The organism is Aeromicrobium sp. CF4.19, assembly GCF_051262555.1.
Classification (GTDB): domain Bacteria; phylum Actinomycetota; class Actinomycetes; order Propionibacteriales; family Nocardioidaceae; genus Aeromicrobium.
This window is the reverse complement of sequence record NZ_JBIMEU010000007.1, coordinates 16631-42773: the sequence shown is the minus strand read 5'-3', so window position 1 is coordinate 42773 and position 26143 is coordinate 16631. Positions and strand designations below refer to the sequence as shown.

Genomic DNA, 26143 nt, shown 5'->3' with positions numbered 1-26143 from the left:
GTGATCAGTCCGTGATCTTGCCGGGGTCACGGGGTCACAGGGCCCCGAGCCGGCCGAGGACGTCGCGCACGTGGCGCAGGGCGTTCTTGTCGGCCAGGCCGGTGGTGTCGTCGAAGTACAGGCCGTCGCCGATCAGCTGGATCGTGCGTGCCAGGGACTCATCGCCCAGGTGCTCGCGCAGGACGCCGAACCACCCCTCGCGCAGGTCCGCCAGGGCGTCGGAGGCGCGCGGATCGCTCTCCTGCGCGATGCGCCCCGCGGCGATGAGCGCCCGGTCGAAGTCGCTGCCGGAGTCCACGGAGGTCTCCAGGTAGAAGTCGACCGGCCCCTGGGAGGCGGCGCGCATGGCCTCGAGGTCGGCGTCTCCCTGCTCGCGCAGCCGCGCGAGCATCCCGTCGACGAGCTCGTCCTTGCTGTGGAAGTGGTACAGCAGGCCACCCTTGGAGACGTCGGCGGCGGCAGCGACGGCATCGAGCGTCGCGGCGCGGCTGCCCGTATCGACGAGCAGGGACTCAAAGGCGTCCAGGAGTCGGTCCCGGGTGGATCGCTCGGCGTCGGGCATGTGCCGATCCTAGAGGTCTGGGGGCGATGGACCTCACAGTGCGCGGAGGTGGTGACTGTACCGTCCAGACGGTACAGTCGATCGGGTGCGAGCGACTGTTCGCGCGCCCATCGCGACGGTCCATCCGACCGAGAGGAGGCCCACTCATGACGACCCAGCCCCAGCAGGCTCCGGGCAGTACCGCACCACGCGCCGGACTGCGCGAGTGGGCCGCGCTCGCGGTCCTGATGCTCCCGGTGCTCCTGGTCTCGGTGGACAACACGGTGCTCAGCTTTGCCCTGCCCGCGGTCAGCTCCTCGCTGGCGCCCACGGGCTCCCAGCTGCTGTGGATCGTCGACGTCTACGCGCTGATGCTCGCCGGCCTGCTCATCGCGATGGGTAGCCTGGGTGACCGGATCGGCCGGCGGCGACTGCTGCTCGTCGGAGCCGTCGGCTTCGGGGCCGCCTCGCTCGTGGCCGCCTACTCCACGACACCGGAGATGCTGCTCGTCGCCCGTGCGCTGCTCGGCTTCTTCGGCGCGACGCTCATGCCCTCGACGCTCTCCCTCCTGCGCAACGTCTTCGTCCACTCCCACGACCGGCGCATCGCCATCGCGACGTGGGCGGCGGCGTTCTCCGGCGGTGCCGCGCTGGGCCCCGTGCTCGGCGGCTGGTTGCTGGAGCACTTCTGGTGGGGGTCGGTCTTCCTCATCAACGTCCCGCTCATCGCGGTCCTCATCCCGCTGGCCCTGCTGCTGGTGCCGGAGTCGCGCGACCCGCGGCCGGGCCCGATCGACCCGATGTCCATCGCGCTGTCCATGCTCACGATGTTCCCGATCGTCTACGCCATCAAGCACGGCGCGAAGGCGGGCCTGGACGACGTGACCGTCGCGGCGCTCGCCCTGGGTGTCGGTTCCGCCTGGATGTTCGTGCGCCGTCAGCAGCGCAGTGACTCCCCGATGCTGGACATCGCGTTGTTCCGCAACCCGGTCTTCAGCGGCGCCATCGTCGCCAACCTGCTGAGCCTGATGGGCCTGACCGGCTTCCTGTTCTTCGGCGCGCAGCTCCTGCAGCTCGTGCTCGGCCTGTCGCCGCTGGACTCGGCGATGGTGCTGCTGCCTGGTCTGGTCATCACCGTGGTCAGCGGCTTCGTGGCCGTGCGGCTGGTGCGGCACTTCCCGGTACGGGTCCTGGTGAGCCTGAGCTTCGTGGCCTCGTCCCTGGGCTACGGCCTGGCGGCGTTCACCGGCGAGCCGACGGTCACCAGCGTCATGGTCGCCTTCGCCATCATGGGCCTGGGCATCGGCATGGCCGAGACGTTGACCAACGACCTCATCCTGGCCAGCGTGCCGCCACACAAGGCGGGCTCGGCCTCGGCGATCTCCGAGACCGCCTACGAGGTGGGCGCCGTGCTCGGCACCGCCGTGCTGGGATCGGTGCTCACCGCGACCTACCGCTCCCACCTGACGGTGCCCTCGAGGGTCGGCGCGGACGACGACGAGGTCTTCCAGACGCTGGGCGGCACGATGGACCGGGCCGACATGTACCCCAACGTCCTCGGCGAGCAGCTCGCGGAGTCGGCGCGGCAGGCCTTCGACCTCGGCGTGCAGCGGTCCTCGGGCATCGCCATCGGCATCGCCCTGCTGGCAGCGTGGGTGTCCTGGCGAGCGCTGCGCGATGCCCCGGCCGTGGAGCGCGTCGACCACTGACGCGGCCCGGCCGGTGGACGCCACCGGGCGACGGTGCCAGCATGAACGGATGATCCGGTGGGGAGCGGTCGCAGGACTGGTGGTCCTGGCCGCGCTCTCGTGGGCGCTCGCGCTGGGCTCCTCGCCGTGGTGGTGGGGGGCCGGCGCGCCGCTCACGTTCCTGGCGGGCACCGGGGTGCACGACCTGCTGCAGCGTCGGCACAGCATCCTGCGCAACTACCCCGTCCTCGGGCACGCGCGCTTCATGCTGGAGCACATCCGACCGGAGATCCAGCAGTACTTCATCGAGCGCAACATCGACGGGACGCCGTACGACCGCGAGGTCCGTGACCTCGTCTACGACCGGGCGAAGGGCAACCACGGGGAGGAGCCGTTCGGCACGCAGCGCGACGTCAACGCCATCGGGTACGAGTTCGTGGCGCACTCGCTGCGGGCCCGGCCCAAGCCGGACACCCCGCCGCCGACGGTGCGCCTGGGTGGGCCGGAGTGCACGCAGCCCTACGACATCGCCTTGCTGAACGTCTCGGCCATGAGCTTCGGGTCGTTGTCGGGCAACGCGATCGAGGCGCTCAACGCCGGGGCAGCGATGGGTGGGTTCGCCCACGACACCGGCGAGGGCTCCATCTCGCGCTACCACCGCAAGCACGGGGGCGACCTCATCTGGGAGCTCGGCTCGGCCTACTTCGGGTGCCGCACCGAGGACGGCCGGTTCGACCCGGAGCGCTTCGTGGAGCGCGCCGGACTCGACCAGGTGAAGGCCATCTCGATCAAGCTCTCCCAGGGCGCCAAGCCCGGTCTCGGGGGTCTGCTCCCGGGCGCCAAGGTCAACGCCGAGGTCGCGGAGGCGCGCGGCGTGCCGGTGGGCGCGACGATCGTCTCCCCTCCGGTGCACAACGCCTTCGACACCCCGCTCGGCCTGGTCGACTTCGTCGCCGACCTGCGACGGCTCAGCGCCGGGAAGCCGGTGGGCTTCAAGCTCTGCATCGGCTCACGCCGGGAGTTCCTGGCCATCTGCAAGGCGATCCTCGAGCGCGACAGCGTGCCGGACTTCATCATCGTCGACGGCTCCGAGGGTGGCACCGGAGCCGGCCCGGTCGAGTTCGAGGACCACGTCGGGATGCCGCTCACCGAGGGTCTCATGTTCGTCCACAACGCCCTGGTGGGCGCCGGGCTGCGCGACCGGATCACGGTCGGGGCCAGCGGCAAGGTGGCGACGGGCATCGACATCGTGCGGCGGATCTGCCAAGGCGCCGACTTCACGCTCGCCGCGCGCACGATGATGTTCGCCGTCGGCTGCATCCAGGCGCAGACCTGCCACACCAACACCTGCCCCGTGGGCGTCGCGACCCAGGACCCGTGGCGGGCGCGGGCCCTCGTGGTGGAGGACAAGAAGTTCCGGGTCCGCGACTACCAGGCGCGGACGGTCAACAGCGCGATGCAGATCGTCTCCTCCATGGGACTGGACTCCTTCGAGCAGCTGACTCCGCGCAAGCTCTTCCGGCGTGTCGACCCGCAGGTGACGCAGACCTACCGAGACCTGTTCGAGTGGCTGGAGCCCGGCGTGCTGCTCGCGACGCCTCCGCCGACGTGGCTGCGCGACTGGGCGTCCGCCTCGTCGAGGACGTTCGACCCGATCGAGTAGCCCCGGCCGGGTGGCCTCGGCCCTCAGGCGTCGCCGGCGAGCTCCCCGAGCACCGCGTGGACGAGGCGGCGCGCCGGGCTGTCGGTCGTGGCGCGCCGCCACACGAGCTGCACTCGGCGCTGGGGGACAGGGTCGACGACGGGCACCGTCACCACGTCCTCGGGCAGCGGTCCGCGTCCCAGTCGTGGCACGAGCGCGACCGCCACGCCCGCTCGGGCTAGGGCGACGTGCGAGGCGTACTCGGGGTCGATGAAGCGCAGGTCGGGACGCAGCGCGTGGTGGGCGAACATGCCGACGAGCCAGTCGTGGCAGATGGTCCCGGCGGGGGTGCAGACCCACTGCTCACGCACGAGGTCGCGTGGCGTGACCGAGCTCCGGGCCGCGAACGGGTGGTCCTGGTGCACCACGAGGTCCGCACGGTCGGTGTGGACCGGCGCGGCGTCGACACCGGCCGGCAGCTCCAGGTGCACGCTCTCCCAGTCGTGCACCAGGCCGGCGTCGGCGGCGCCTCGGGCCACCTGTCGGACGACCTCGCGCGGGTCGGCCTCGCCGGTGGTGATGCGCAGCTCGGGCGCCTGCACCGAGAGCCTGGCCAGCAGCGGCGCCACCAGACCGCGGTGCGCGGTGGCGAAGGTCGCGAGGTGGAACGGGCCGACGGGGCGCGAGCCGTCGTGGCCGAGGTTCTCCAACGACTCCAGGTCATCCAGGACGCGGGAGCCGCGCTCCACGAGCAGGCGGCCGACGTCGGTCAGCACGACCCCGCGCCCCACGCGCTCCAGCAGGGCCGCCCCCTGCTGCCGCTCGAGCCGCTTCACCTGCTGGGAGACCGCGGACGGGGTGAAGTCGAGCGCGTGCGCCGCGGCGACGACGCTGCCGTGCTGGTGGACCGCGAGGAGGGATCGCAGGGCCGACAGGTCGATCATGAATGCACCGTACATCGAATCATGTAGAAAGCATCGCTGGTACTACATCGATCGAGCGGGCAGGCTGGGGTGGTGACCCGTCGCGACAGCCTCCTCGCCGTGCTCGTGACGCTCATCTGGGGCGGCAACTTCGTGGCCATCCACGTCGGCCTGCAGGATGTTCCACCCTGGCTGTTCCTGGCGATCCGGTTCCTGTTCGTCGCCTTCCCCCTGGTGCTGTTCATTCCTCGTCCCAAGGCGTCGTGGCAGGCGGTGGTCGCGGTCGGGACGTTCATGAGCCTGGGCCAGTTCGGGCTGCTCTACCTCGCGCTGTCGATCGGGATGCCGCCCGGTCTCGCGGCGCTCGTGCTGCAGGCGCAGGTCATCTTCACGATGCTCATCGCGGCGGGGGTGCTGGGGGAGCGGTCGACGTCGCGGCAGCTCGTCGGGGCCGCCATGGGCACCGTGGGCCTCGTGATCGTCGCCGTGGGCTTCGGTGCGGGCGCCTCGCTCGTGCCGCTGCTGGTCACCGTCGCGGCGGCGTTCTCCTGGGCGATCGGCAACGTGGTGGCGAGGGCGGCCAAGGTCAGCTCGGGGCTCTCGCTCGTGGTGTGGTCCGCGCTCGTCGTGCCGCTGCCGTGCCTGGCGGTCTCGTGGGTGGTCGACGGCCCCGAGGCGATGGGCGCGGCGCTCGCGGGGTTCGGCTGGGCGGCGCTCTGGAGCACTCTCTACACCGTCGTCGGTGCGTCGCTGATCGGCTACACGATCTTCAACGGACTGATGGCCCGCCACCCGGCCGGCTCCGTCGTTCCCTACATCCTGCTCGTGCCGCCGGTGGGGCTGCTGACGGCCTGGCTCGCGCTCGGCGAGGTCCCCAACCTGCTGGAGTGGATCGGTGGCGCCGTGATGATGGCGGGCGTCGCGGTGGCCACGCTCACCGGCCGCCGCCGCGTCGCGGCACCGCCCGAGCCGGTGCCCGCGCGGCGCGGCTCAGCCCAGCAGGGCGGCGTGGGCCATCCGGGCCAGCAGCGCCCGCAGTGACGGCTCGCCGATGCGGGCACTGTGCGGCGTGGAGTTGAGCAGGCCGAACGTGGCCTGCACGGCGGCTCGCGCCTCGGCGCGGGAGAGGTCGTCGCGCAGCCGGCGGACCACGTCGACCCACACGTCGACGTAGGCCAGCTGCAGCTCGCGCACCCGGCTTCGGTCGGCGGCCTCGAGCGTCGACCACTCACGTTCCTGCACCACGATGTACGCGGGGTGGGCGACGGCGAAGTCGATGTGCCACTCCACGAGGGCCTCGAGGCGAGCGTCGTCGTCCGCGGCCCCGTCGATCCGGGCGCGTCCGGTCTCCAGCAGCTCGGTGCTGATGTCGACGAGCGCCTGCGCGAGCACGGCCTCCTTGCTCCGGAAGTGCTTGTAGATGGCCGGTCCGGAGATGCCCGAGGCCGCGCCGACGTCAGCGACGCTCACGCCGTGGAACCCACGGTCCGCGAAGAGCTCGACGGCCCGCTGGGCGATCTCACTGCGTCGCTCGCTCACGGCGTCACCGTATCGCATCGAGGTTAATGGGTGTTAACCTCGCCGCATGCCCTCCGCTCCCACGATGCGCGACCTCGTCGACGAGCTGCGCGAGCGCGTGGCCACGGCCCGCCTCGGCGGCAGCGAGGCGTCCCGCGAGCGGCACGTGGCACGCGGCAAGCTGCTCCCGCGCGAGCGGGTCGACCGTCTGCTCGACCCGGGCTCGCCGTTCCTGGAGATCGCCCCGCTGGCGGCGCACGGCATGTACGGCGGAGAGGTGCCCAGCGCGTCGATCATCACCGGCATCGGCCGCGTGGCCGGCCGCGAGGTGGTGGTCGTGGCCAACGACGCCACCGTGAAGGGCGGCACCTACTACCCGCTCACGGTCAAGAAGCACCTGCGCGCCCAGACCGTCGCCCAGCAGAACCACCTGCCCTGCGTGTACCTGGTGGACTCCGGTGGCGCGTTCCTGCCGATGCAGGACGAGGTCTTCCCCGACCGCGAGCACTTCGGCCGGATCTTCTTCAACCAGGCGCAGCTGTCGGCGCGCGGCATCGCGCAGGTGGCCGCCGTCATGGGCTCGTGCACGGCCGGTGGCGCCTACGTCCCGGCGATGAGCGACGAGTCGGTCATCGTCAAGGAGCAGGGCACGATCTTCCTCGGCGGGCCCCCGCTGGTGAAGGCTGCGACGGGCGAGGTCGTGACGGCCGAGGACCTCGGCGGTGGTGACGTGCACGCGCGGACCTCCGGCGTCGTGGACCACCTCGCCGACGACGACGCGCACGCCCTTGACATCGTCCGCTCGATCATCGGCACCCTGCGGCCCCCGGCCCCGCACCTGGAGGCACGGGAGGTGCTCGAGCCGCGCGAGGACCCCGAGACGTTGCTCGACGTCGTGCCCGTCGACGGCCGTACGCCCTATGACGTCCGCGAGGTGATCCGCCGCGTCGTGGACGACTCGCGGCTGCACGAGTTCAAGCCGCTGTACGGCGAGACCCTCGTCTGCGGGTTCGCGCACGTGCACGGCTACCCGGTGGCCGTCGTGGCCAACAACGGCATCCTGTTCAGCGAGTCCGCCCTCAAGGGGGCGCACTTCGTCGAGCTCGCCAACCAGCGCGGCGTCCCGCTGCTGTTCCTGCAGAACATCACCGGCTTCATGGTGGGCCGCGAGTACGAGAACGGTGGCATCGCCAAGGACGGCGCGAAGCTCGTGACCGCCGTCGCGTCGAGCGTCGTGCCCAAGCTGACCGTCGTGATCGGTGGCTCCTATGGCGCGGGGAACTACGGCATGTGCGGCCGTGCCTTCGACCCACGCTTCCTGTGGACCTGGCCCAACGCCCGCATCTCGGTGATGGGCGGCGACCAGGCGGCGGCCGTGCTGGCGACGGTGCGCCGCGACGGCATCGAGGCTGGGCGTGACGGGAAGGGGGGCGGGACGTGGTCGGCCGAGGAGGAGGACGCGTTCAGGGCGCCGATCAAGGCGCAGTACGAGGAGCAGGGATCGCCCTACTACGCCACCGCGCGGCTCTGGGACGACGGCATCATCGACCCCCGTGACACGCGCCGGGTGCTCGGCCTCGCGCTGCAGGCCTGCGCGAACGCGCCGGTCCCTTCCTTCGAGTCACGTGTGGACGGCGGCGCCGAGCCGTCCTTCGGCGTCTTCCGGATGTGATGACGATGTCTTCGCGTGCACTCGACTCCCGCCCGCTCGACCCCTGGCCCTTCGACACCGTGCTCGTCGCCAACCGCGGCGAGATCGCCCGACGGGTGATCCGCGCCTGCCGCGAGGCGGGGCTGCGAAGCGTGGCGGTCCACTCCGACGCCGACGTCGACGCACTGCACGTGCGGGAGGCCGACGCCGCCGTCCGTCTCGGCCCGACGGCGGCGAGCGAGTCCTACCTGAGCATCGATCGGCTGGTGGCCGCAGCGGTGTCCTCCGGCGCCGGCGCCGTGCACCCCGGCTACGGGTTCCTGTCCGAGAACGCCGCGTTCGCCCGGGCGGTCACCGAGGCCGGACTGGTGTTCATCGGGCCGCGGGCCGACGTCATGGAGCTCATGGGCCGCAAGGACCGCGCCCGCGAGGTGGCCGAGCGTGCCGGCGTGCCCGTCACGCCACGGTACGAGCCCGACGCCGTGCCGGACGACGCCTACCCGGTGCTGGTCAAGGCCGCCGCGGGTGGCGGGGGCAAGGGCATGCACGTGGTCCGCGCGGCCGGGGACCTGGCCGACGCCCTCGCGCTCGCCCGCCGCGAGGCCGCTGCCTCCTTCGGCGACGACACGCTGTTGGTGGAGCAGTACGTCGAGGGCGGACGCCACGTCGAGGTGCAGGTCTTCGGCGACGAGCACGGCAACGTCGTGCACCTGCTGGAACGAGACTGCTCGGCCCAGCGTCGGCACCAGAAGGTCGTCGAGGAGGCCCCCGCACCGGGGCTGGACCCGACGCTACGAGCCCTCCTGCACGACTCGTCCGTCGCGCTGTGCCGCGAGGTCGAGTACACCGGTGCCGGGACGGTGGAGTTCCTCGTGGCCGCGCAGGGGGACGGGACGCAGGTCGGGTACTTCCTGGAGATGAACACCCGGCTGCAGGTGGAGCACCCGGTCACCGAGCAGGTCACGGGGCTCGACCTCGTGCAGTGGCAGCTCGACGTGGCGGCGGGCCGGGTGCTGCCGCTCGCGCAGGGCGACGTCACGGCCACCGGGCACGCCGTGGAGGTGCGGGTCTATGCCGAGGACCCGTACGCGGGCTTCCTGCCGCAGGCCGGGCGCGTCCTGGATGCGCGCTGGTCGCCCGGGCGCGGCCAGGTGCACACGGCCGTCGAGGGCGAGGCTGTGGTGACGTCGAGCTATGACCCGATGATCGCCAAGCTCGTGGGTAGCGGGCCGGACCGCGACGCGGCGATCGACGACGTGCTCGCGGCGATCGATGACTCGGCGGTCGTGGGCATCGAGACCAACCTGGGCTGGCTGCGTCGGCTGGTCGACTCCCAGGCGTTCCGGACCGGTCAGGTGCACACCGGGTGGCTCGACGCCCACGAGGGTCCGCTGCTGGAGCGGCCGGACGTCGCGGAGCAGGCCCTGCGGGCAGCGGCGCACGCGGTGCTGGACCAGCGCGACGCATCCCCGTTCGGGCGGCTCGACGGCTGGCGGTCCGCGGGGCCGCCGCGGGTGCCGGTGGTGGTGCTCGCGGAGCCCGACGGAACGACGCACGACGTGGTGGTGGGCCCCGCCGCCGCGACAGGTGCAAGCCACCGGCACGGACGCCGGGTGTGGGCCACGTGGCAGGGGCAGACGACCGAGCTGGAGCCGGCCGACGCGATGCGCCGCACCTCGGCCGTCGCGGCGGGAGAGGCCGATGTCGCCGCGCCCATGCCGGGCACGGTCGTCGCCCTCGAGGTCGTCGCCGGCGAGGTCGTCGTGGCCGGGCAGCGGCTGGGGGCGGTGGAGGCGATGAAGATGGAGCTCGCGCTGCTCGCCCCGCACGACGGCACCGTGAGCCACGTCGGAGCCGCCGTCGGCGACCAGGTGGCGATGGGCCACGTCGTCGTCCACGTCTCACCCGCGAGTGGCGCAGATTCGCGCGACACGCCGTCTCAGAATCGCGGATCTACGCCACTCGGCATCAGGAATGCGCCACTCGGCGGGGAGGACGGGTCGTGAGCGCCGGGCCACCGGCGGTCGTCCGCGACGAGCGGCTGCCCACGCGGGTCACGATCCACGAGGTGGGGCCGCGTGACGGTCTGCAGAACGAGGCCGCCGTGGTGACGGTGGCCGTCAAGGTCGAGCTCGTCGAGCGCCTCGTCGCAGCGGGTCTGCCGATCGTGGAGACCACCAGCTTCGTCCACCCCCGCTGGGTGCCCCAGCTCGCCGACGCCGCCGAGGTGGTGGCCCGCCTGGACCTCGCCGGGAGCACACCGCTGCCCGTCCTCGTGCCCAACGAGCGCGGACTGGACCGGGCGCTGGAGGCCGGCTGCACCCACGTCGCGGTGTTCGCCAGCGCCACCGAGACCTTCGCCGCCAAGAACCTGGGCAGCACCCTCGCCGACCAGATGACGATGTTTGAGCCGGTCGTCGCCCGTGCCCTCGCCGCCGGCCTGGACGTCCGGTCGTACGTGTCGATGTGCTTCGGCGACCCCTGGGAGGGTGCCGTCGACCCCGCAGTCGTCGTGGAGGTCGGCCGGCGCCTGCTCGACCTCGGCGCGTCCCAGCTGTCGCTCGGCGACACGATCGGCGTCGCGACGCCCGGCCAGGTGACCGACCTGGTCGCCCGGTTCGCTGCGGCGGGCGTGGGCGTCGAGCGGCTCGCGATGCACTTCCACGACACCTACGGCCAGGCGCTCGCCAACACGCACGCTGCCCTCCTGGCCGGCGTGACGACCTTCGACGCCTCCGCCGGGGGGCTGGGCGGCTGCCCCTACGCGCAGAGCGCGACGGGCAACCTCGCCACCGAGGACCTCGTCTGGATGCTCACCGGCCTGGGCATCGGGCACGGCGTCGACCTGGACGCGCTCGTCGCGACGAGCACCTGGCTGGCCGGCCACCTCGGCAAGGCGCCGGCCAGCGCAGTGGTCCGCGCCCTCTCCCGCTGAGAGGGGACACGCTCAGCGACGGCGGGTGGCCGCCAGCACGATGTCGCGCACGACGACGTCGGGGCCGTGGCCGGTGCCGACCCGGTCGACGACGTCGGCGGTGACGTCCCACGCACCGTCGGCCTGCTCGACCGCCTCCACCAGCTCCGGCGAGGGGAAGGTCGGGTCGTGCTCGCCCGCGACGGGCCCGCCGTGGGCGACGTCGTCGGGGTGGTGCAGGACGACCAGGAGCGTGCCGCCCGGCGCGACGGCCGAGGCGAGCCTCTGGACCGCGTCGGGCATGAGCTCGTCGGCGAGGTGCAGGTAGTGCGACGCGACGAGGTCCCAGGTCCCGTCGGGCTGCCAGGTGCGCACGTCCTCGCGGCGCCAGTGCGTCCGGTCGGCGACACCGGCGTCCTCGGCGTGCTCGGCGGCGCGTGCCAGGCCGGCGGTGGAGAAGTCCACACCGGTGACGTCCCACCCCTGCTCGGCGAGCCAGAGGACGTCAGCCCCCTCGCCGGACCCGATGTCGACGGCCCGCCCCGGGGCCAGGCCGGCGACGCGCTCGGGCAGCCGTGGGTTCACCCGGCCGCTCCAGACCCGGTCGGAGTACCGGGTGTCCCACGCGTCGGGCTCGTTCTGGGCGGTCCGCCACGCGGCGACCGCGGCGACGGTGTCCTCCTCCACCAGGCCGGCGTTGAGCACGGCACCCGCCTGGGTGCCGGCCGCGGCGGCGGCGATCGTCGTGCCCATGGGTGCGGCGGCGTTGCCGACCACGACGACGCCCGGCACCGCGGTGGCACCGGTCTGCGGGTCGGCGTCGAGGGAGCGGGCGATGACGAGGTCGCCCATCGCCACGTCCTTCGTACCCACGCCGAGGGACGTGGCGAGGTCGCAGGAGGCGTCGGGGGACGAGGCCACCACGAGGGCGTCCAGCGCGACCTCGGCGTCCCCGGCCCGCACACCGACGAGGGCGTCGTCGCGGACGAGCACCTCGGTGACCACGCCCTCGACGACCTCGACACCGCGCGCCGCGAGCCGCGCCCGGTCCGCGTGGGCCAGGTCAGTGCCCTGGGACAGGAGCGTGACCGACTCGCTGAGCTGACGGAACAGCCCGACGTGGTGCATCGCCGCTGCGCTGGAGGCCAGCACGCCGATGCGGCGATCGCGCACCTCCCACCCATGGCAGTACGGGCAGTGCAGGACGTCGCGGCCCCAGCGGTCGGCCAGCCCGGGCACGTCGGGCAGCGTGTCCCGCACGCCGGTGGCCAGGACGACGCGGCGCGCCTCGAGACGGCGACCGTCGTCGAGCGTGAGCGCGAAGCGGGGGTCACGGGAGCGGCCGGGCGGGGGGATGGAGACGGCGTGCGCGACTCGCCCCTCGACGACGCGGGCACCGTACTGCTCCACCTCGTCCCGCCCGATCTCGGTGAGCTCCAGCGGGCCGGTGCCCTCGCGACCCAGGTAGTTGTGGACGGCGTCAGCGGGGGCGTTGCGGGGCTCGCCCGCGTCGACCACCACGACGGACCGACGCGAGCGCGCCAGCACCAGCGCGGTGCTCAGGCCGGCGGCGCCGCCACCCACCACCACGACGTCGACGGACTCAGGACTCGGATTCATCTCGTTCATGCCACCAGCATGCGCGGGGCATCCCATAGTGGCAAAGATCTTTGCCACTGTGGCAACATGGCCACATGAACACCGACGACGTCCTGCGCGGGGTGGGCCCGCGCCTGCGCCAGCTGCGGCTCGAGCGCGACGCCACCCTCACCGACCTCGCCGAGGAGACCGGCATCAGCGTCAGCACGCTCTCGCGCCTGGAGTCCGGGCAGCGCAAGGCGACGCTGGAGCTGCTGCTGCCCCTGGCCGCGGCGCACCGTGTCGCCCTCGACGAGCTCGTCGACGCACCCGAGACCGGTGATCCCCGGGTCCGCGCCAAGCCGATCAAGCGGCACGGCTCGACCCACGTGCCGCTGACTCGACGTCCGGGCGGCCTGCAGGCCTTCAAGATGATCATCCCGCCCAGGCCGGACGCCATCGTCACGCCCCAGACCCACGAGGGCTATGAGTGGATGTACGTGCTGTCCGGCCGCCTGCGGCTGGTCGTCGGCACCCGGGACCTGCTGCTGGACCCCGGCGAGGTGGTGGAGTTCGACACCCGCACCCCGCACTGGGTCAACAACCCCGGCCCGCACCCCGCGGAGGTCCTGGGCATCTTCGGGCCCCAGGGGGAGCGGATGCACGTCCGCACCTGACCCTCTTCGCTGAGTGTGACGATTCGGCCCTGATCTCGCCGATCAAGGGCCGAATCGTCACACTCAGCGGTCAGGAGCCGGGGAGGTTGCGGTCCTTGAGCTCGCGCGCGGCGTACTGGCCGATCTGCCACGTGGCGAAGCCGTCGGTGCCGCCGCCGACCACGCCACCCAGCACCGGCACGCGTCGCCCGACGAGGGTGACCGCCCGCTTGCCGGCCGTGCGGGCGAGCAGCTCGCTGGTGACCTCGCGGGAGATGAGGTGATCCAGGTCCGGGTCGTGCACGGGTGACGTCGCCAAGGCCATCGGCGAGGACGGGAGGTGCTTCTGCTTGACGAGGTCCTTCACGGCGTCCTCGCCGAGCATGCAGGCCAGGATCGCGTTGCGGACGCGCGCGTCGTCCAGGTCCCAGCCGCGCAGGTGCGCGATGCCGGCCACCAGGTGGCACTGCACGAGCGTCACGCCGACCACGTTGGCCGGGATGGTCACGGCCGCACTTGCCAGGCCGCCGACGTTCGTGACGAAGCCCTGCCCCCCGGCGAGCCCGGTGTGCCGGCGCACGAGGGCGGCGATGGCCGTCTCCACGTCGCCGTCTGAGTCCACCAACCGGCGTCGGGCCGACTCCGCGGCCGAGGGCAGCGGACCGATGCCGTCGATGGCCTGGTCGAGCACGCGGCGGACGAACCCCGAGGCGACCTTGGGGGCTGCTGCCGTGCCGGCCCTGGCCGCTGCCTTGCTACCGATTCCCATGTGCTCATCCTAGGGACGACCGCCGAATCCACCTGCCGAGTCAGCCTGCCCCCTACGCTCCATGCATGGGTGACGCGTTCTCGGAGGTGGTGACGTCCCCGGCTTGGCTGGAGCAGGCTCGCTCCTGGATCCACGCACGGTGCGAGGACGCCGACCGACGTGTCGCCGGGCCGATCGAGCAGCGCCGCGTCCGACCGTGGTCCACGCAGCTCGTGGCACCCACCGACCGCGGCCTCGTCTGGTTCAAGGCCAACAACCCGTCGATGTCCTTCGAGGCCGGGCTGCACCGGCTGATGGCTGCCGAGCTGAGGCCGGGCGACGTGCCCGCGCCCCTTGCCGTGGACGCCGAGCGTGGCTGGGTGCTCACCAGCGACCGCGGCGTGACCCTCGGGGACGACCACACCCCGACGACGGACGACTGGTGCGACGTCGTGCGGACCGTGGCCGGGCTGCAGCGCGGCCTCGTCGACCACGAGCGGGCCGTCCTCGCCACCGGCCTGCCGGACTGCTCGCCCCTCACGGTGCCGGCGCGGCTGGAGCAGATGGTCGACCGACTGGCCGGACTCCCCGCGCACCATCCCGCCCGGCTGTCCGCCGCCGAGGTCCGCGCGCTGGACGACCGTCGGGACGACGTCGTCGACGCAGCGCAGCGACTGGCCGCCTCGCCGCTTCCGACGACCCTGCAGCACGGTGACGTCCATCCGTGGAACGCGTTCACCGACGGCCGGCTGCTGGACTTCGGTGACGCGCAGTGGGCCTGCGCCGTGGAGGTGCTGAGCGTGCCGTTCGGGTGGATCACCCACGAGAGCGAGCTCCCGTGGGACGACGTCCTCGCGGCCTACGCCGAGCAGTGGGTCGACCTGGTCGGGCTGCGCGAGCTGCGGACGTTGTTCGGAGCCTCGGCCTTCACCCACGCCGTCAACCGCTCAGCCACGTGGTGGCACTGCCTGGTGCACGCCAACGACGTGGAGTGGATGGAGTGGGGCGAGGCCCCGCGGCACCACCTGCTGAGGATCCTGGAGGCATGAGCGCATGAGCCCCACGACCCTGGGCCCGTCGCCCTGGAGCTTCGATGCGTCGCAGTGGCCCGACGACGACTGCGTCGCCGCCGGAGCCGACCTCGCGCCCGAGACCGTCCTCGATGCCTACCGGCACGGCGCATTCCCGATGCCGCACGGGGACGTCCTGCTGTGGTGGTCGCCGATGCGGCGCGGCGTCCTGCAGCCGGATGACCTGCACGTCAGCCGCTCCCTGCGACGCTCCCTGCGCCACCTCAGCACCACCGTCGACGAGGCCTTCGACGAGGTCGTCAGCGCGTGCGCCGACCCCCGCCGTCCCGGGGCGTGGATCGACGAGCCCGTCCGCGCGGCGTACTCGCGGCTGCACGAGCTCGGCTGGGCCCACTCGGTGGAGACCCGCGACGAGGACGGCCGGCTGGTCGGCGGCCTCTACGGGCTGGCCGTCGGTGGCCTGTTCGCAGGGGAGTCGATGTTCCACACGCGCACCGATGCGTCGAAGGTCGCGCTCGTCGCCCTGGTGGACCTGCTCGAGCCCGGAGCCCTCGTCGACGTGCAGTGGCGGACCCCGCACCTGGCGACGCTCGGCATCACCGAGTGGCCCCGCGAGCGCTACCTCGCGGCCCTGCCCGACCTCGTCCGGGCACCGCTCCCGACGATCTGGCGGTGACGGTGGCGCGCCCGAACCCCCGGGGTGCCGTGGAATGCCAGCGATCGATCCCTAGACTGGCCGTGGAAAACATCCACACAAGCTAGGAGTCCCCGTGGCAATCTCCCGCAGCGACCTCGTCTCGGCCCTCGCCGAGAAGGCCGGCACCAGCAAGACCGACGCCGACTCGGTGCTCTCGGCCCTCGCCGACAGCCTCCTCGACGCCGTCAGCAAGGGCGAGAAGGTCTCGATCCCCGGCATCCTGTCGGTCGAGCGCGTCGAGCGTGCCGCCCGCACGGGCCGCAACCCCGCGACCGGCGAGACCATCGAGATCCCGGCCGGCTATGGCGTGAAGGTCAGCGCCGGTTCGAAGCTGAAGGCTGCCGCCAAGTAAGGCAGTCCGATCATCGGACGGCCCCGGACCACTACGGTCCGGGGCCGTCCGACGTCACAGGGTGCTCCGGTCACAGGTTCCCGGCCGGCGCTGGACCTCAGCTGGTGACGGGACGGCCGGCGGCCTGCCACGCGTCCATGCCGCCGGCGAGGTTGACGACGTCGTGGCCCTGCTGCGCCAGCCACGCGGTGACCCGGGCCGAGCGGCCCCCCACGTGGCACACGACGACCGTCCGGGTCCGCGGATCCAGCTCGTCGATGCGTGTGGGTACATCCCCCATCGGCACGTGCACGGCTCCCCGCACGTGGCCCGTGGCCCACTCGTGCGGTTCGCGGACATCGAGCACCACGAGGTCCTCGGGCAGCGGGTCGGGCAGGTCGGCAACGGTGATCTCGGGCACGTCCATGCCCCGAATCCTCCCAGCCGTCACGGGTCTGCGGACGATTGGTCCGCCTCCAGGGGTGGAAATGGGCCACCACCTATGGCTATTTTGGACTAGTGGCCACCGATCGAGAGCCCCTCGACACCGCCGCGGACGCCTTGGCGCCGCGCGCGCGGGTCCGACTGCCCTTCCATCCCTCGACGCCCAGCATCGCCCGCACCAAGCTGGCGGCGTTCCTCACGGTCCACCGCGCCGAGCCCTCCGTCATCGACGATGCGCTGATCGTCGTGAGCGAGATGATCGCCAACGCGATCTCCCACGGCGAGCCCGACTCCGACGAGACGGTGGAGATCACCTGGAGCCTGGACCGGTCGCGGCACCTGCTGGAGCTCAGCGTCCACGACGCCGGTGAGGGCGCCACCCTGGACCCGATCGACTTCGACGAGGACTCCCTCTCCGGACGCGGGCTGTCGATCATCAGCCGCGTCGCGGACCGCTGGTGGGTCGACATGAGCTCGGGCACGCGGGTCAACGCCGAGCTCGCGCTCTCCGAGCACTGACCGCCCCACGCGGCCGCGCCCGAGCGCCGTCTAGGGTGGCTGCCCATGGGCAAGAAGTCGCGACGCAAGGGGCCGGACCGTCAAGGCGGAGGCAAGAAGCAGCGCATGCCGTTCGTGGCGCGCACGTTCGAGGGGCTGCCCGGCGAGGGTGACTGGATCGCCCTGCGCGAGTTCGTGCCCTCGGGCACGGCGGACGTCGCCCTGGCCGACGGCACGACCGTGCAGGTCTGCTCGCTGCTGCCCGGCAACGGAGCCGCCATCCGGCGACCGGACGGTGACATCTGGGTCGGGCTGCAGGTGCAGCACAACTTCGGCGACGTGAGCCGCGACCTCGCCCACATGATCGAGACCGCACGCGAGACCGAGCCCGGGAACCCGGTACCCGTCACCGACCCCGGCGTCGGCCCACGCCTGCAGGAGCTCATCGACCCGTCCTCGTCCTTCGACGTGGCCGTGCACGACGGCTTCGACTTCTGGGTGGCCGGCACCGACGCCGAGGGCTCGGACGCGCTCGCCGCGGCCAACGACTCCATCTCGCCGACGGAGCGTCTCTCGTCGGTCGACGCGGCCTACTGGACCCGCATGGGCGATCGTCGCTACCTGCGCTGGGTCGTCACCGAGGACGAGGGGAAGGTGCTCGACGCCTTCGCCCGCCTGCACGAGGCCGACGCCGACCGGCTCGGCGACGGCACCCGACTGATCGGCATGTTCCGTGCCCACGGCCTGCTCGTGCCGGTCTGGGAGATGGAGGACTCCGTCCCCGACGGTGCCGGTCCGCTGGAGGAGCCGCTCGCAGCGGTCAAGAAGCGCCTCGACGACGCCCTCGCCGACACCTCGGACCTCACCAGCGCCCAGCGCAACGTCCGCAACGGCCTGGCCAGCCGACAGGTCACCATCCGCTGACGCCGGCTGGCGGGCCGACGACGAGCGTCGGTCGTACGCTGACGCCATGAACAGCCAGGACCGTGAGCCGCTCGAGGCGGTGCGCCGTGCCGGCATCGAGACGACCGGCATCGAGATCATCGCCGAGTCAGAGCGGACGGCCCACCCGGCCCAGCTGTTCTGGCCGTGGTTCGCGGCCAACGTCTCGGTCTTCGGCATCTCCTACGGAAGCTACGTCCTGGGCTTCGGGCTCTCGCTGGTGCAGGCGACACTCGTCGCGGTGGTCGGGGTCGTCGTCTCCTTCGTGGCCTGCGGACTCGTGGCCGTGGCCGGCAAGCGCGGCTCGGCACCGACGATGGTGCTCAGTCGTGCGCCGTTCGGCGTCGTCGGGCAGAAGGTGCCGGGAGTCTTCTCCTGGCTCATCTCGATCGGCTGGGAGACCTTCCTGGCCATCATGGCGACGCTCGCCACCGCGACGATCCTGCGTCAGCTCGGGTGGGGTGGCGGCACGACGACCAAGGTGCTCGCGTGCGCCGTCATCGCCGCACTGATCGTGGCGGCCTCGGTGGCGGGCTACCACCTGATCATGCGGCTGCAGTCCGTCCTGACCTGGCTGACCGGCGCGGCCACCATCGGCTACATCCTGCTCACGCTCGACGAGATCGACCTCGCCACGGTGACCGCGATGCCGTCGGGATCGGGGCAGGCCGTGATCGGCGCATTCGTCATGGTGATGACGGGGTTCGGCTTCGGCTGGATCAACATCGCGGCCGACTGGTCGCGCTACCAGGCCCGGTCGACGTCGGGAGCCAGCATCGTCGCGTGGAACACCATCGGTGGCGCGCTGGCACCGGTGGTCCTGGTGGTCTACGGCATCCTGCTGGCCGGCTCGTCCACCGCGCTGCAGGACGGCATCGTCGTCGACCCGATCGGCACGCTGGCCACGGTGCTGCCGTCGTGGTTCCTCGTGCCGTTCCTGGTGGCCGCGGTGCTGGCGCTGGTCAGTGGTGCCGTGCTGGGCATCTACTCCTCCGGGCTCACCCTGCTCAGCCTGGGCGTGCGCATCCCGCGCCCGGCCGCCGCGGGTCTGGACGGGCTCATCCTGACGGCCGGCACGATCTACGTGGTCTTCTTCTCCACGACGTTCCTTGGCCCGTTCCAGAGCTTCCTCATCACGCTCGGCGTCCCCATCGCGGCGTGGGCCGGCATCATGATCGCCGACATCGCGTTGCGGCATCGCGACTACGACGAGGGGGCGCTCTTCGACTCCACGGGCCGCTACGGCGCGGTTGACTGGACGTCGGTGGGCACGATGCTCGCGGCCTCCGTGGTGGGCTGGGGCCTGGTGGTCAACGGCTTCGCCGAGGACGCGTCCTGGAACAACTGGCAGGGCTACCTGCTGGAGCCGCTCGGTCTCGGCACCCGCGTCGGTGGCGGAGCCTGGGAGGGGGACTGGCCATACGCGAACCTCGGCGTGCTCGTGGCGTTCGTCCTCGGTCTGGTCGTGACGTTCGTGGCTCGCCGGGGGGTCGTCCGCAGGCAGGAGGCGAGCTCGTGAGCGCGTGGCTCGTCGTCGTCGACCCGCAACGTATCTTCGCCGCGCCGGACTCGCCGTGGGGCGCCCCACGCTTTGCCGAGGTCGTCGACCCCGTGCGCCGGCTCGCCGAGGAGCACGCCGGGCGCGTCGTCGTGACGCGCTGGGTGCCGCCGGCCCACAAGCGGGGGTCGTGGGTGGACTACTTCGAGCAGTGGCCCTTCGCCGACCTGCCCGCGCAGGACCCGCTGCTCGACGTCGTGCCTGAGCTGGCAGGCCTGACGGACCGACCCACGATCGACCTCCCGACCTTCGGCAAGTGGCCGGGCCTGGAGGCTGTCACCGGCCCGACGCCCGAGATTGTCCTGGCCGGCGTCTCGACCGACTGCTGCGTGCTCTCCACCGCCCTGGCCGCCGCCGACGCGGGCGCCACCGTGCGGGTGGCCGCCGACGCGTGCGCCGGCTCCACCGACGAGGCCCACGAGCAGGCCCTCGCCGCGATGTCCCGGTACGCCCCCCAGATCACCCTGGTCTGACGGTTTACCACGGTCCCTCGGCCAACCTGCTCCTCCCAAGCTTCCCTGGGGGAGTGCGTGTTTGCCGTGGGGCGCACCACCTGGGACCGGTCGAGACGAGCGGTGGCCCGGGTGTCACATGTCGGGATGCTGCGTCGTCTGGGAGGTGAGAACCCTTGGAGAGGAAACGTCATGTCCCGCATCCAGCCCCTTGCACCCGCGGCCGCCGGCTCGTTCGTCCGCCTGGCCTACCGCCTGGCCCGACGACAGCTCGGCGAGGTGCCCGAGCCCTTCGCCGTCACCGCCCACCACCCCCGCCTGTTCCGGACGTCCCTGCGCCACGAGCTCGGCCTGCAGCGCGCGAGCCACGTGGCGTCGGCCCCGCTGGTCGAGCTCGCGGTCTACCGGACGGGCCGGACCGTCGGCTGCTCCTGGTGCGTCGACTTCGGCGAGATGCTGCAGCGGATGGAGGGCCTGGACGTGGAACGTCTGCGTCACATCGACGACTTCGAGACCCACCCCGCGTTCACCGAGGACGAGCGCGAGGTCATCAGGCTCTCCGATGCGATGACCGCCACGCCGATGACGGTGACCGACGAGCAGGTGACGCGGCTCGTCGCGCAGCACGGCCGGGACGGCGCACTCGAGCTCGTCTACCAGGTGGCCCACGAGAACCATCGGGCCCGCTTCAACCACGCGCTCGGCATCACTGACCAGGGGTACTCCAGCGGCGACGCCTGCCGGGTGCCCTGGGCGACGACCTGATCAGAGCCGGACGCCGGCGTGCTTCTCGGGGTTCGCGACGTCGAACGTGGCGGCCACCCGCCCCTCCAGGACGGTGAAGCCGCCGACCCGGGGTGGGGAGGACAGCCGTGGCTCGGGTCCCGCGATGCCGGGGAGCCAGACTCCGAGCTGGCCGTTCACGCGCACCGGCCGGGCGGCCTCGAGCGCACCGTCCCCGAAGCGTGCCAGCAGGCCGAGGTAGAACCGCGCCACCTTCTCCGCACCCGTGATGACGTTCAGGGCCGTGCTCGTGGTGCCGTTCGCGTCGCCCGTCGCCGTGGCCTCGGGGTGCAGTGCCGCCACCACGGCGGCGAGGTCGCCTGCGGCCAGGGCGGCGAGGAAGCGTCCGACGGCCTCCTCGTGCACCGGGTCCGGCGCCGGCTCGGGAGCAGCGGCCGTCGCCCGGCGCGCACGCGAGGCGTGCTGGCGCGCGGCCTGCGCGGAGAGGCCGAGCACGTGGCCGATCTCCTCGAAGGGCACGCCGAAGGCGTCGTGCAGGACGAGGGCGACGCGTTGCGGTGGCGTGAGCCGGTCGAGCACGACGAGGGCGCCGAACCGCGCCTCCTCGCTCGCCACGACGACGTCGAGCGGGTCCGGCGCCGCCTGCTCCCACGGCCGCACCACCGGCTCGGGCAACCACTGGCCGACGTAGGTCTCGCGCCGGCGGGCAGCCGAGCCCAGCCGGTCCAGGCAGATCCGCGAGACGACCCGGGTCAGCCACGCCTGCAGGTCGCGGATTTCGGCATCGGTCCGATGCAGACGGAGCCAGGCCTCCTGGACAGCGTCCTCGGCGTCGGCGACGCTGCCAGTCAGGCGGTACGCCACCGAGAGCAGGCGCGGTCGCTCCCGCTCGAACGCCTCCACGCCCGACACCTCGTCGTCGCGCACCATGCTGCCGGTTTACCACGGTCCCGTGGGAGACCCGCACATCCCCAGGGTTCTCTCCCCCGGGAAGTGACAGCCTGCCGAGGGACCGTGGTAAACCGTCAGTCGCGAAGGATCGGGCAGGACATGCAGCGAGGTCCGCCGCGTCCCGAGCCGAGCTCGGAGCCGCTGATGGCGATGACCTCGACGCCGTGCTCGGCGAGCCGGGCGTTGGTCTGCTCGTTGCGCTCATAGGCCACGGCCAGGCGAGGACCGATGGCCAGGGTGTTGTTGCCGTCGTCCCACTGCTCGCGCTCGGCGGTGACGGGGTCCAGCCCGGTGTCGATGCGGTGCAGGGCGTCGATGCCCATCGCGTCGGCCGTCGCATCGAAGAAGGAACGCTCCGGACCGACGACGAGACCCCCGTCGCCGGCCGTGACGGCGAACGCGCGCAGGTGGTCGGCCATGTTGGGGTAGATGACGACGCTGTCGACGTCGACCATCGTGACGATCGTGTCCAGGTGCATCGTGGCGCGCTCCTGTGCGATCGGCACCGCCAGCACGGTGCTCGCGAGCCCGCGGGACAGCACCTGCGTCGTGAACCGCTCGAACCCGGCCGGGGTGGTCCGTTCACCGACCCCGACGGCGATGACCCCGGGTGCCAGCAGCATGACGTCGCCACCCTCGAGGTGCTCCAGGTGCGGCCCGTGCATCCGGTCGGAACCGGCGAAGCGGGGGTGGTGCTCGTAGATGATGCCGGTCAGCTGGGTCTCGCGGACGCGCGCGGGCATGGCCAGGCTCGTGACGGCGACGGTGCCGGGCAGCCACACCGAGGAGTCGCGGGTGAAGAGCAGGTTGGGCAGCGGGTCGATGAGGAAGTCCTCGGGCTGCAGCAGGCTGGTGACGATGCTGCGGTGCACCACCTCGTCGTTGCGCAGGCCCGCCGTGACCACGGTGGCCAGGTCCGCGGGGTGCAGGTCGACCATCGCGTTGCCCAGGTGGGCTCGCAGGCTGTCACCCAGGTGCAGCGTGGCCAGCGTGCTCTCGATGATCTGCTGGCGGGCCTGGGCGTTGCCGAGCGTCTCGGTGAGCAGGTCGACGAGGTACAGCACCTCGACGTCGTGGTCGCGCAATGCCTGGGCGAAGCCGTCGTGCTCGTCCTGGGCCCGGCCCAGCCACGGGATCGCGTCGAAGAGCAGCGAGTCGTTGTTGCGCGGCGTCAGGCGGGCCAGCTCCGCCCCTGGCCGGTGCAGCAGCACCGTCCGCAGCCGGCCGACCTCGCTCGATGCCCCGAGAATCCGTGCCATGGGCTCACCCTAGTGTCGCTCGCGCACGACAGGTCGATGGCGCCCGACCGGGCTCGATGCGGGGGAGCTCACGTGGAGGACACACATCGGGCCTAGGCTCGTGGGGTGGACTGGAATGACTATGACGTGGCCCTGTTCGACCTCGACGGCGTGATCACACCGACGGCCGAGGTGCACATGCGCGCCTGGGCGCAGATGTTCGAGGACTTCCTCGCCGGACGGGAGGGGCAGGACCCGTACACCGATGACGACTACTTCTCGCACGTGGACGGCAAGCCGCGCTACGAGGGCGTGCGCGACTTCCTGCACTCGCGCGGCATCGAGCTCCCCCAGGGGAGCCCCGAGGACGACCCCGCCGAGGAGACCGTCGGCGGTCTCGGCAACCGCAAGAACGTCGTCTTCGAGGAGATCCTCCAGCGCGACGGCGTGCAGGCCTACCCGGGGTCGGTCCGGCTCGTGGAGCAGCTCGAGGCGGCGGGCACGCCGATGGCGATCGTCTCCAGCTCGCGCAACGCGCCCAAGGTCCTCCAGGCCGCCGGCATGCTCGGCCACTTCCCGATCATCGTCGACGGCAACGTCGCCGGAGACCGCCAGCTCGCCGGCAAGCCCGCACCGGACACCTTCCTGTTCGCCGCCCAGCAGCTGGGCGTCGAGCCCGCTCGCGCCGTCGTGCTGGAGGACGCCGTCAGCGGCGTCGCCGCCGGCAGGGCGGGACGCTTCGGCCTGGTCGTCGGCGTCGACCGCGGGGTGGGTGCGGATCGCCTCACCGAGAACGGCGCGGACATCGTCGTCGACGACCTCGAGGAGCTGCTCTGATGACGCCGCTGGACATGCCGCCCGAGGGCTTCGCCTTCGACTCCTCGGGAATGGGGCCCTCGCACGAGGCCCCACCCGTCCACGACTTCCTCGACCGTTCACGGTTCCCGGCCGACCCGTGGCGACTCGTGGAACGACGCCACGAGCCGGGCGACCTCGGGGTGACCGAGACGCTCTTCGCGGTCGGCAACGGCTACCTGGGGCTGCGCGGCAACGTGGAGGAGGGTCGCGACGCACACACGCACGGCACCTTCGTCAACGGCTTCCACGAGACGTGGCCCATCCAGCACGCGGAGGAGGCCTTCGGCTTCGCGCGCGTCGGTCAGACCATCGTCAACGCCCCTGACGCCAAGATCATCCGGATCTACGTCGACGACGAGCCGCTGCTGCTGACCGTCGCCGACCTGATGGAGTACGAGCGCAGCCTCGACCTGCGCGACGGCATCCTGCGTCGGCACCTGCTGTGGCGCACCCCCTCGGGCAAGCGTGTGCGGATCGACTCCACCCGCATGGTGAGCCTGACCCAGAAGCACCTCGCCGTCATGACGCTGGAGGTCACCCTCCTGGACGAGGCCGCCCCCGTCGCCATCTCCTCGCAGGTGCTCAACCGCCAGGACGGCGAGGACGAGTACCACGTCCGTGCCAAGGCGATGGGTGAGGGCGCCGACCCGCGCAAGGCCGAGAAGTTCGCCCGCCGGGTGCTGGTGCCGCAGGAGAACGAGGGCGAGAGCGAGACCGGCCGCCTCTCCCTCGGGTTCCGCTGCGCCGAGAGCGGCATGACGCTGGCCGTCATGGCCGACCACGACCTCCAGACCGACAACGAGTACTCCTCCCGGGTCATCACCGGTAAGGACCTCGCCAAGACGACGTACCGCGTCGTGGCCCAGCCCGGCGTCCCCATCACGCTCACCAAGACGGTGGCGTACCACAGCTCGCGCGGGGTGCCCTCGCGCGAGCTGCTCGATCGTTGCCGCCGCACGCTCGAGCGGGTCCGCGAGCAGGGCGTCGCCCAGCAGTGGGCCGACCAGCGCGCCTGGCTCGACGACTTCTGGGCTCGCGCCGACGTCGAGATCCCCGGCCAGCCCGAGGTGCAGCAGGCCGTGCGCTGGAACCTGTTCTCCGTCGTGCAGGCCTCCGCGCGCGCCGAGGGCCAGGGCATCCCGGCCAAGGGTGTCTCCGGCTCCGGCTACGGCGGGCACTACTTCTGGGACACCGAGGTGTACGTCATGCCGTTCCTGACGTACACGACGCCTCGTGCGGCCCGCAACGCCCTGCGCTTTCGCTACTCGCTGCTGGACGCCGCCCGGCGCCGCGCGGACCAGCTGGCGCAGAAGGGCGCGCTGTTCCCGTGGCGCACGATCAACGGCGAGGAGGCGTCGGCCTACTACGCGGCCGGAACGGCGCAGTACCACATCGACGCCGACATCGCCTACGCCCTGAGCCAGTACCTCGGGGCCACCGGCGACATGGAGTTCCTGCACCGCCAGGGCATCGACATCTTCGTGGAGACCGCGCGCCTGTGGGCGGACCTCGGGTTCTGGCGCAGCGAGGGGGGCGGCACCTTCCACATCCACAGCGTGACCGGCCCCGATGAGTACACGACCGTCGTGAACGACAACCTGTACACGAACGTGATGGCGCGCTTCAACCTGCGCCGCGCGGCCGAGGCGGTGCACACCCTCCGGGACGTCAACCCCGCCGAGTACGCCGACGTCGTGCGCCGGCTCGAGCTCACCGAGCACGAGGTGTCGGAGTGGTCGCGGGCCGCCGCTGGCATGAGCATCCCGTTCGACGAGCACCTGGGCATCCACCCGCAGGACTCGCACTTCCTCGAGCGCGAGATGTGGGACCTCGACCACACGCCGCTGGACAAGCGGCCCCTGCTCCTGCACTACCACCCGCTGGTGATCTACCGCTTCCAGGTGCTCAAGCAGGCCGACGTCGTGCTGGCGCTGTACCTGCAGGGCGGGGAGTTCACCGCGAAGCAGAAGCGTGCCGACTTCGAGTACTACGACCCGATCACGACGGGCGACTCGACCCTGTCGGCCGTCGTGCAGTCGATCATCGCTGCCGACGTCGGCTATCACGACCTCGCCTACCGGTACTTCCTGTCGGCGCTGTTCGTCGACCTCGCCGACCGGCACGGCAACACCTCCGACGGCGTGCACGTCGCCTCCACCGGTGGTGTCTGGAGCGTCCTCACGGCGGGCTTCGGCGGGTTCCGCGACCACGGTGGAGGCCAGTGGTGCCTGGACCCGCGGCTGCCGGATGCCTGGGAGTCGTTGACCTTCCGCGTCACGTTGCGCGGAACCCGTGTGCGGGTGACGGTGCGCCAGGAGGAGGTGGAGCTGGCCGTGGAGGACGGCGAGGGCCGCCTGGCGTTCGACGTCCGTGGCACCGAGGTCGTCGTCGCGCCCGGTGAGCCGGCCATGGTGCCGCTGGAGGGACAAGGCCCACGGCTCGAGGGCGAGCCGGGCCTCCCGTCCGGTACGCGACGCTCCGACGGCACGGTCATCTCCGCGATCGTCCCCGGGACCTGATCCGTGGGGTCGTCCCCCGGG

25 protein-coding genes are annotated in these 26143 nt (G+C 72.0%); 17 read left to right on the top strand and 8 right to left on the bottom strand.

Features of this window, described 5'->3' with window-relative positions; translation table 11 throughout:
• Positions 1–34: 34 nt before the first annotated feature.
• Positions 35–562, bottom strand: coding sequence for a TetR family transcriptional regulator (locus ACHAAC_RS14390; protein ID WP_435716978.1), 528 nt, complete (start codon positions 560–562; stop codon positions 35–37).
• A 146-nt stretch (positions 563–708) separates the two neighbouring features.
• Here ACHAAC_RS14390 and ACHAAC_RS14385 point away from each other — a divergent pair, with 146 nt between their 5' ends.
• Positions 709–2250 carry an MFS transporter gene (locus tag ACHAAC_RS14385; protein ID WP_435716977.1) on the top strand — a complete coding sequence of 514 codons (1542 nt, stop codon included), beginning with the start codon at positions 709–711 and terminating at the stop codon, positions 2248–2250.
• 49 nt (positions 2251–2299) lie between these two features.
• Positions 2300–3892: an FMN-binding glutamate synthase family protein gene (locus ACHAAC_RS14380; RefSeq protein ID WP_435716976.1), complete on the top strand. Its 1593-nt coding sequence runs from the start codon at positions 2300–2302 to the stop codon at positions 3890–3892.
• A 23-nt stretch (positions 3893–3915) separates the two neighbouring features.
• Here ACHAAC_RS14380 and ACHAAC_RS14375 read toward each other — a convergent pair whose 3' ends face one another.
• Positions 3916–4815 carry a LysR family transcriptional regulator gene (locus ACHAAC_RS14375; protein ID WP_435716975.1) on the bottom strand — a complete coding sequence of 300 codons (900 nt, stop codon included), beginning with the start codon at positions 4813–4815 and terminating at the stop codon, positions 3916–3918.
• 72 nt (positions 4816–4887) lie between these two features.
• Here ACHAAC_RS14375 and ACHAAC_RS14370 point away from each other — a divergent pair, with 72 nt between their 5' ends.
• Positions 4888–5835, top strand: a complete 948-nt coding sequence (locus tag ACHAAC_RS14370) for an EamA family transporter (protein ID WP_435716974.1) — start codon at positions 4888–4890, stop codon at positions 5833–5835.
• On the opposite strand, the gene ACHAAC_RS14365 is transcribed toward ACHAAC_RS14370, so the two are convergent.
• Positions 5785–6333: a TetR/AcrR family transcriptional regulator gene (locus ACHAAC_RS14365; RefSeq protein ID WP_435716973.1), complete on the bottom strand. Its 549-nt coding sequence runs from the start codon at positions 6331–6333 to the stop codon at positions 5785–5787. The two genes, ACHAAC_RS14370 and ACHAAC_RS14365, sit on opposite strands and share 51 nt — an antisense overlap.
• Before the next feature lie 46 nt (positions 6334–6379).
• Between ACHAAC_RS14365 and ACHAAC_RS14360 the strand changes: the two genes are divergently transcribed.
• From ACHAAC_RS14360 to ACHAAC_RS14350, 3 genes are read left to right on the top strand one after another with little or no spacing between them, the layout of a single operon-like run.
• Positions 6380–7984 carry a carboxyl transferase domain-containing protein gene (locus ACHAAC_RS14360; RefSeq protein WP_435716972.1) on the top strand — a complete coding sequence of 535 codons (1605 nt, stop codon included), beginning with the start codon at positions 6380–6382 and terminating at the stop codon, positions 7982–7984.
• Between the two features lie 5 nt (positions 7985–7989).
• On the top strand, positions 7990–9969 hold the full coding sequence (locus ACHAAC_RS14355; protein ID WP_435716971.1) for a biotin carboxylase N-terminal domain-containing protein: 1980 nt from the start codon (positions 7990–7992) through the stop codon (positions 9967–9969).
• Complete coding sequence (locus ACHAAC_RS14350; protein WP_435716970.1) at positions 9966–10898, top strand: hydroxymethylglutaryl-CoA lyase; 933 nt, start codon at positions 9966–9968, stop codon at positions 10896–10898. The genes ACHAAC_RS14355 and ACHAAC_RS14350 overlap by 4 nt, the downstream gene beginning before the upstream one ends.
• 12 nt (positions 10899–10910) lie before the next feature.
• Here ACHAAC_RS14350 and ACHAAC_RS14345 read toward each other — a convergent pair whose 3' ends face one another.
• Complete coding sequence (locus ACHAAC_RS14345) at positions 10911–12506, bottom strand: FAD-dependent oxidoreductase (protein ID WP_435716969.1); 1596 nt, start codon at positions 12504–12506, stop codon at positions 10911–10913.
• Positions 12507–12571: 65 nt separating this feature from the next.
• Here ACHAAC_RS14345 and ACHAAC_RS14340 point away from each other — a divergent pair, with 65 nt between their 5' ends.
• Complete coding sequence (locus ACHAAC_RS14340) at positions 12572–13132, top strand: helix-turn-helix domain-containing protein (RefSeq protein ID WP_435716968.1); 561 nt, start codon at positions 12572–12574, stop codon at positions 13130–13132.
• 70 nt (positions 13133–13202) lie between these two features.
• Here ACHAAC_RS14340 and ACHAAC_RS14335 read toward each other — a convergent pair whose 3' ends face one another.
• Positions 13203–13880, bottom strand: coding sequence for a hypothetical protein (locus tag ACHAAC_RS14335; protein ID WP_435716967.1), 678 nt, complete (start codon positions 13878–13880; stop codon positions 13203–13205).
• Between the two features lie 65 nt (positions 13881–13945).
• Here ACHAAC_RS14335 and ACHAAC_RS14330 point away from each other — a divergent pair, with 65 nt between their 5' ends.
• From ACHAAC_RS14330 to ACHAAC_RS14320, 3 genes are all read left to right on the top strand, one after another.
• Positions 13946–14908 carry a phosphotransferase gene (locus ACHAAC_RS14330; RefSeq protein WP_435716966.1) on the top strand — a complete coding sequence of 321 codons (963 nt, stop codon included), beginning with the start codon at positions 13946–13948 and terminating at the stop codon, positions 14906–14908.
• A gap of 4 nt (positions 14909–14912) precedes the next feature.
• A complete protein-coding gene (gene aat, locus ACHAAC_RS14325) occupies positions 14913–15566 on the top strand; it encodes a leucyl/phenylalanyl-tRNA--protein transferase (RefSeq protein ID WP_435716965.1) in 654 nt (217 codons plus the stop codon).
• A 94-nt stretch (positions 15567–15660) separates the two neighbouring features.
• Positions 15661–15939 (top strand): HU family DNA-binding protein, encoded by a 279-nt coding sequence (locus ACHAAC_RS14320; RefSeq protein WP_435716964.1) that lies wholly within the window; start codon positions 15661–15663, stop codon positions 15937–15939.
• Between the two features lie 97 nt (positions 15940–16036).
• Here the strand turns inward: ACHAAC_RS14320 and ACHAAC_RS14315 are convergent, their stop codons facing one another.
• A complete protein-coding gene (locus tag ACHAAC_RS14315) occupies positions 16037–16345 on the bottom strand; it encodes a rhodanese-like domain-containing protein (protein ID WP_435716963.1) in 309 nt (102 codons plus the stop codon).
• A gap of 92 nt (positions 16346–16437) precedes the next feature.
• Between ACHAAC_RS14315 and ACHAAC_RS14310 the strand changes: the two genes are divergently transcribed.
• The 5 genes from ACHAAC_RS14310 to ACHAAC_RS14290 all read left to right on the top strand — a co-directional run bounded on the left by ACHAAC_RS14310 (position 16438) and on the right by ACHAAC_RS14290 (position 20577).
• Positions 16438–16881, top strand: a complete 444-nt coding sequence (locus ACHAAC_RS14310) for an ATP-binding protein (protein ID WP_435716962.1) — start codon at positions 16438–16440, stop codon at positions 16879–16881.
• Between the two features lie 45 nt (positions 16882–16926).
• The gene (locus ACHAAC_RS14305) at positions 16927–17784 is read left to right on the top strand and encodes a DUF5926 family protein (protein ID WP_435716961.1); all 858 of its coding nucleotides are present in this window, start codon (positions 16927–16929) and stop codon (positions 17782–17784) included.
• A 46-nt stretch (positions 17785–17830) separates the two neighbouring features.
• Complete coding sequence (locus ACHAAC_RS14300) at positions 17831–19321, top strand: purine-cytosine permease family protein (RefSeq protein WP_435716960.1); 1491 nt, start codon at positions 17831–17833, stop codon at positions 19319–19321.
• On the top strand, positions 19318–19833 hold the full coding sequence (locus ACHAAC_RS14295; RefSeq protein WP_435716959.1) for a cysteine hydrolase family protein: 516 nt from the start codon (positions 19318–19320) through the stop codon (positions 19831–19833). Before ACHAAC_RS14300 ends, ACHAAC_RS14295 begins: the two co-directional genes overlap by 4 nt.
• Before the next feature lie 171 nt (positions 19834–20004).
• A complete protein-coding gene (locus ACHAAC_RS14290) occupies positions 20005–20577 on the top strand; it encodes a carboxymuconolactone decarboxylase family protein (protein WP_435716958.1) in 573 nt (190 codons plus the stop codon).
• On the opposite strand, the gene sigJ is transcribed toward ACHAAC_RS14290, so the two are convergent.
• Both sigJ and ACHAAC_RS14280 read right to left on the bottom strand, forming a co-directional pair.
• Positions 20578–21486, bottom strand: coding sequence for an RNA polymerase sigma factor SigJ (gene sigJ / locus ACHAAC_RS14285; RefSeq protein ID WP_435716957.1), 909 nt, complete (start codon positions 21484–21486; stop codon positions 20578–20580).
• Positions 21487–21581: 95 nt separating this feature from the next.
• Entirely contained in the window at positions 21582–22766 is a 1185-nt protein-coding gene (locus tag ACHAAC_RS14280) for an arginine deiminase (protein ID WP_435716956.1), read from the bottom strand.
• Positions 22767–22871: 105 nt separating this feature from the next.
• Here ACHAAC_RS14280 and ACHAAC_RS14275 point away from each other — a divergent pair, with 105 nt between their 5' ends.
• Positions 22872–23582 carry an HAD family hydrolase gene (locus tag ACHAAC_RS14275; protein WP_435716955.1) on the top strand — a complete coding sequence of 237 codons (711 nt, stop codon included), beginning with the start codon at positions 22872–22874 and terminating at the stop codon, positions 23580–23582.
• 50 nt (positions 23583–23632) lie between these two features.
• Positions 23633–26122, top strand: coding sequence for a glycoside hydrolase family 65 protein (locus tag ACHAAC_RS14270; protein WP_435717088.1), 2490 nt, complete (start codon positions 23633–23635; stop codon positions 26120–26122).
• Positions 26123–26143: the final 21 nt, after the last annotated feature.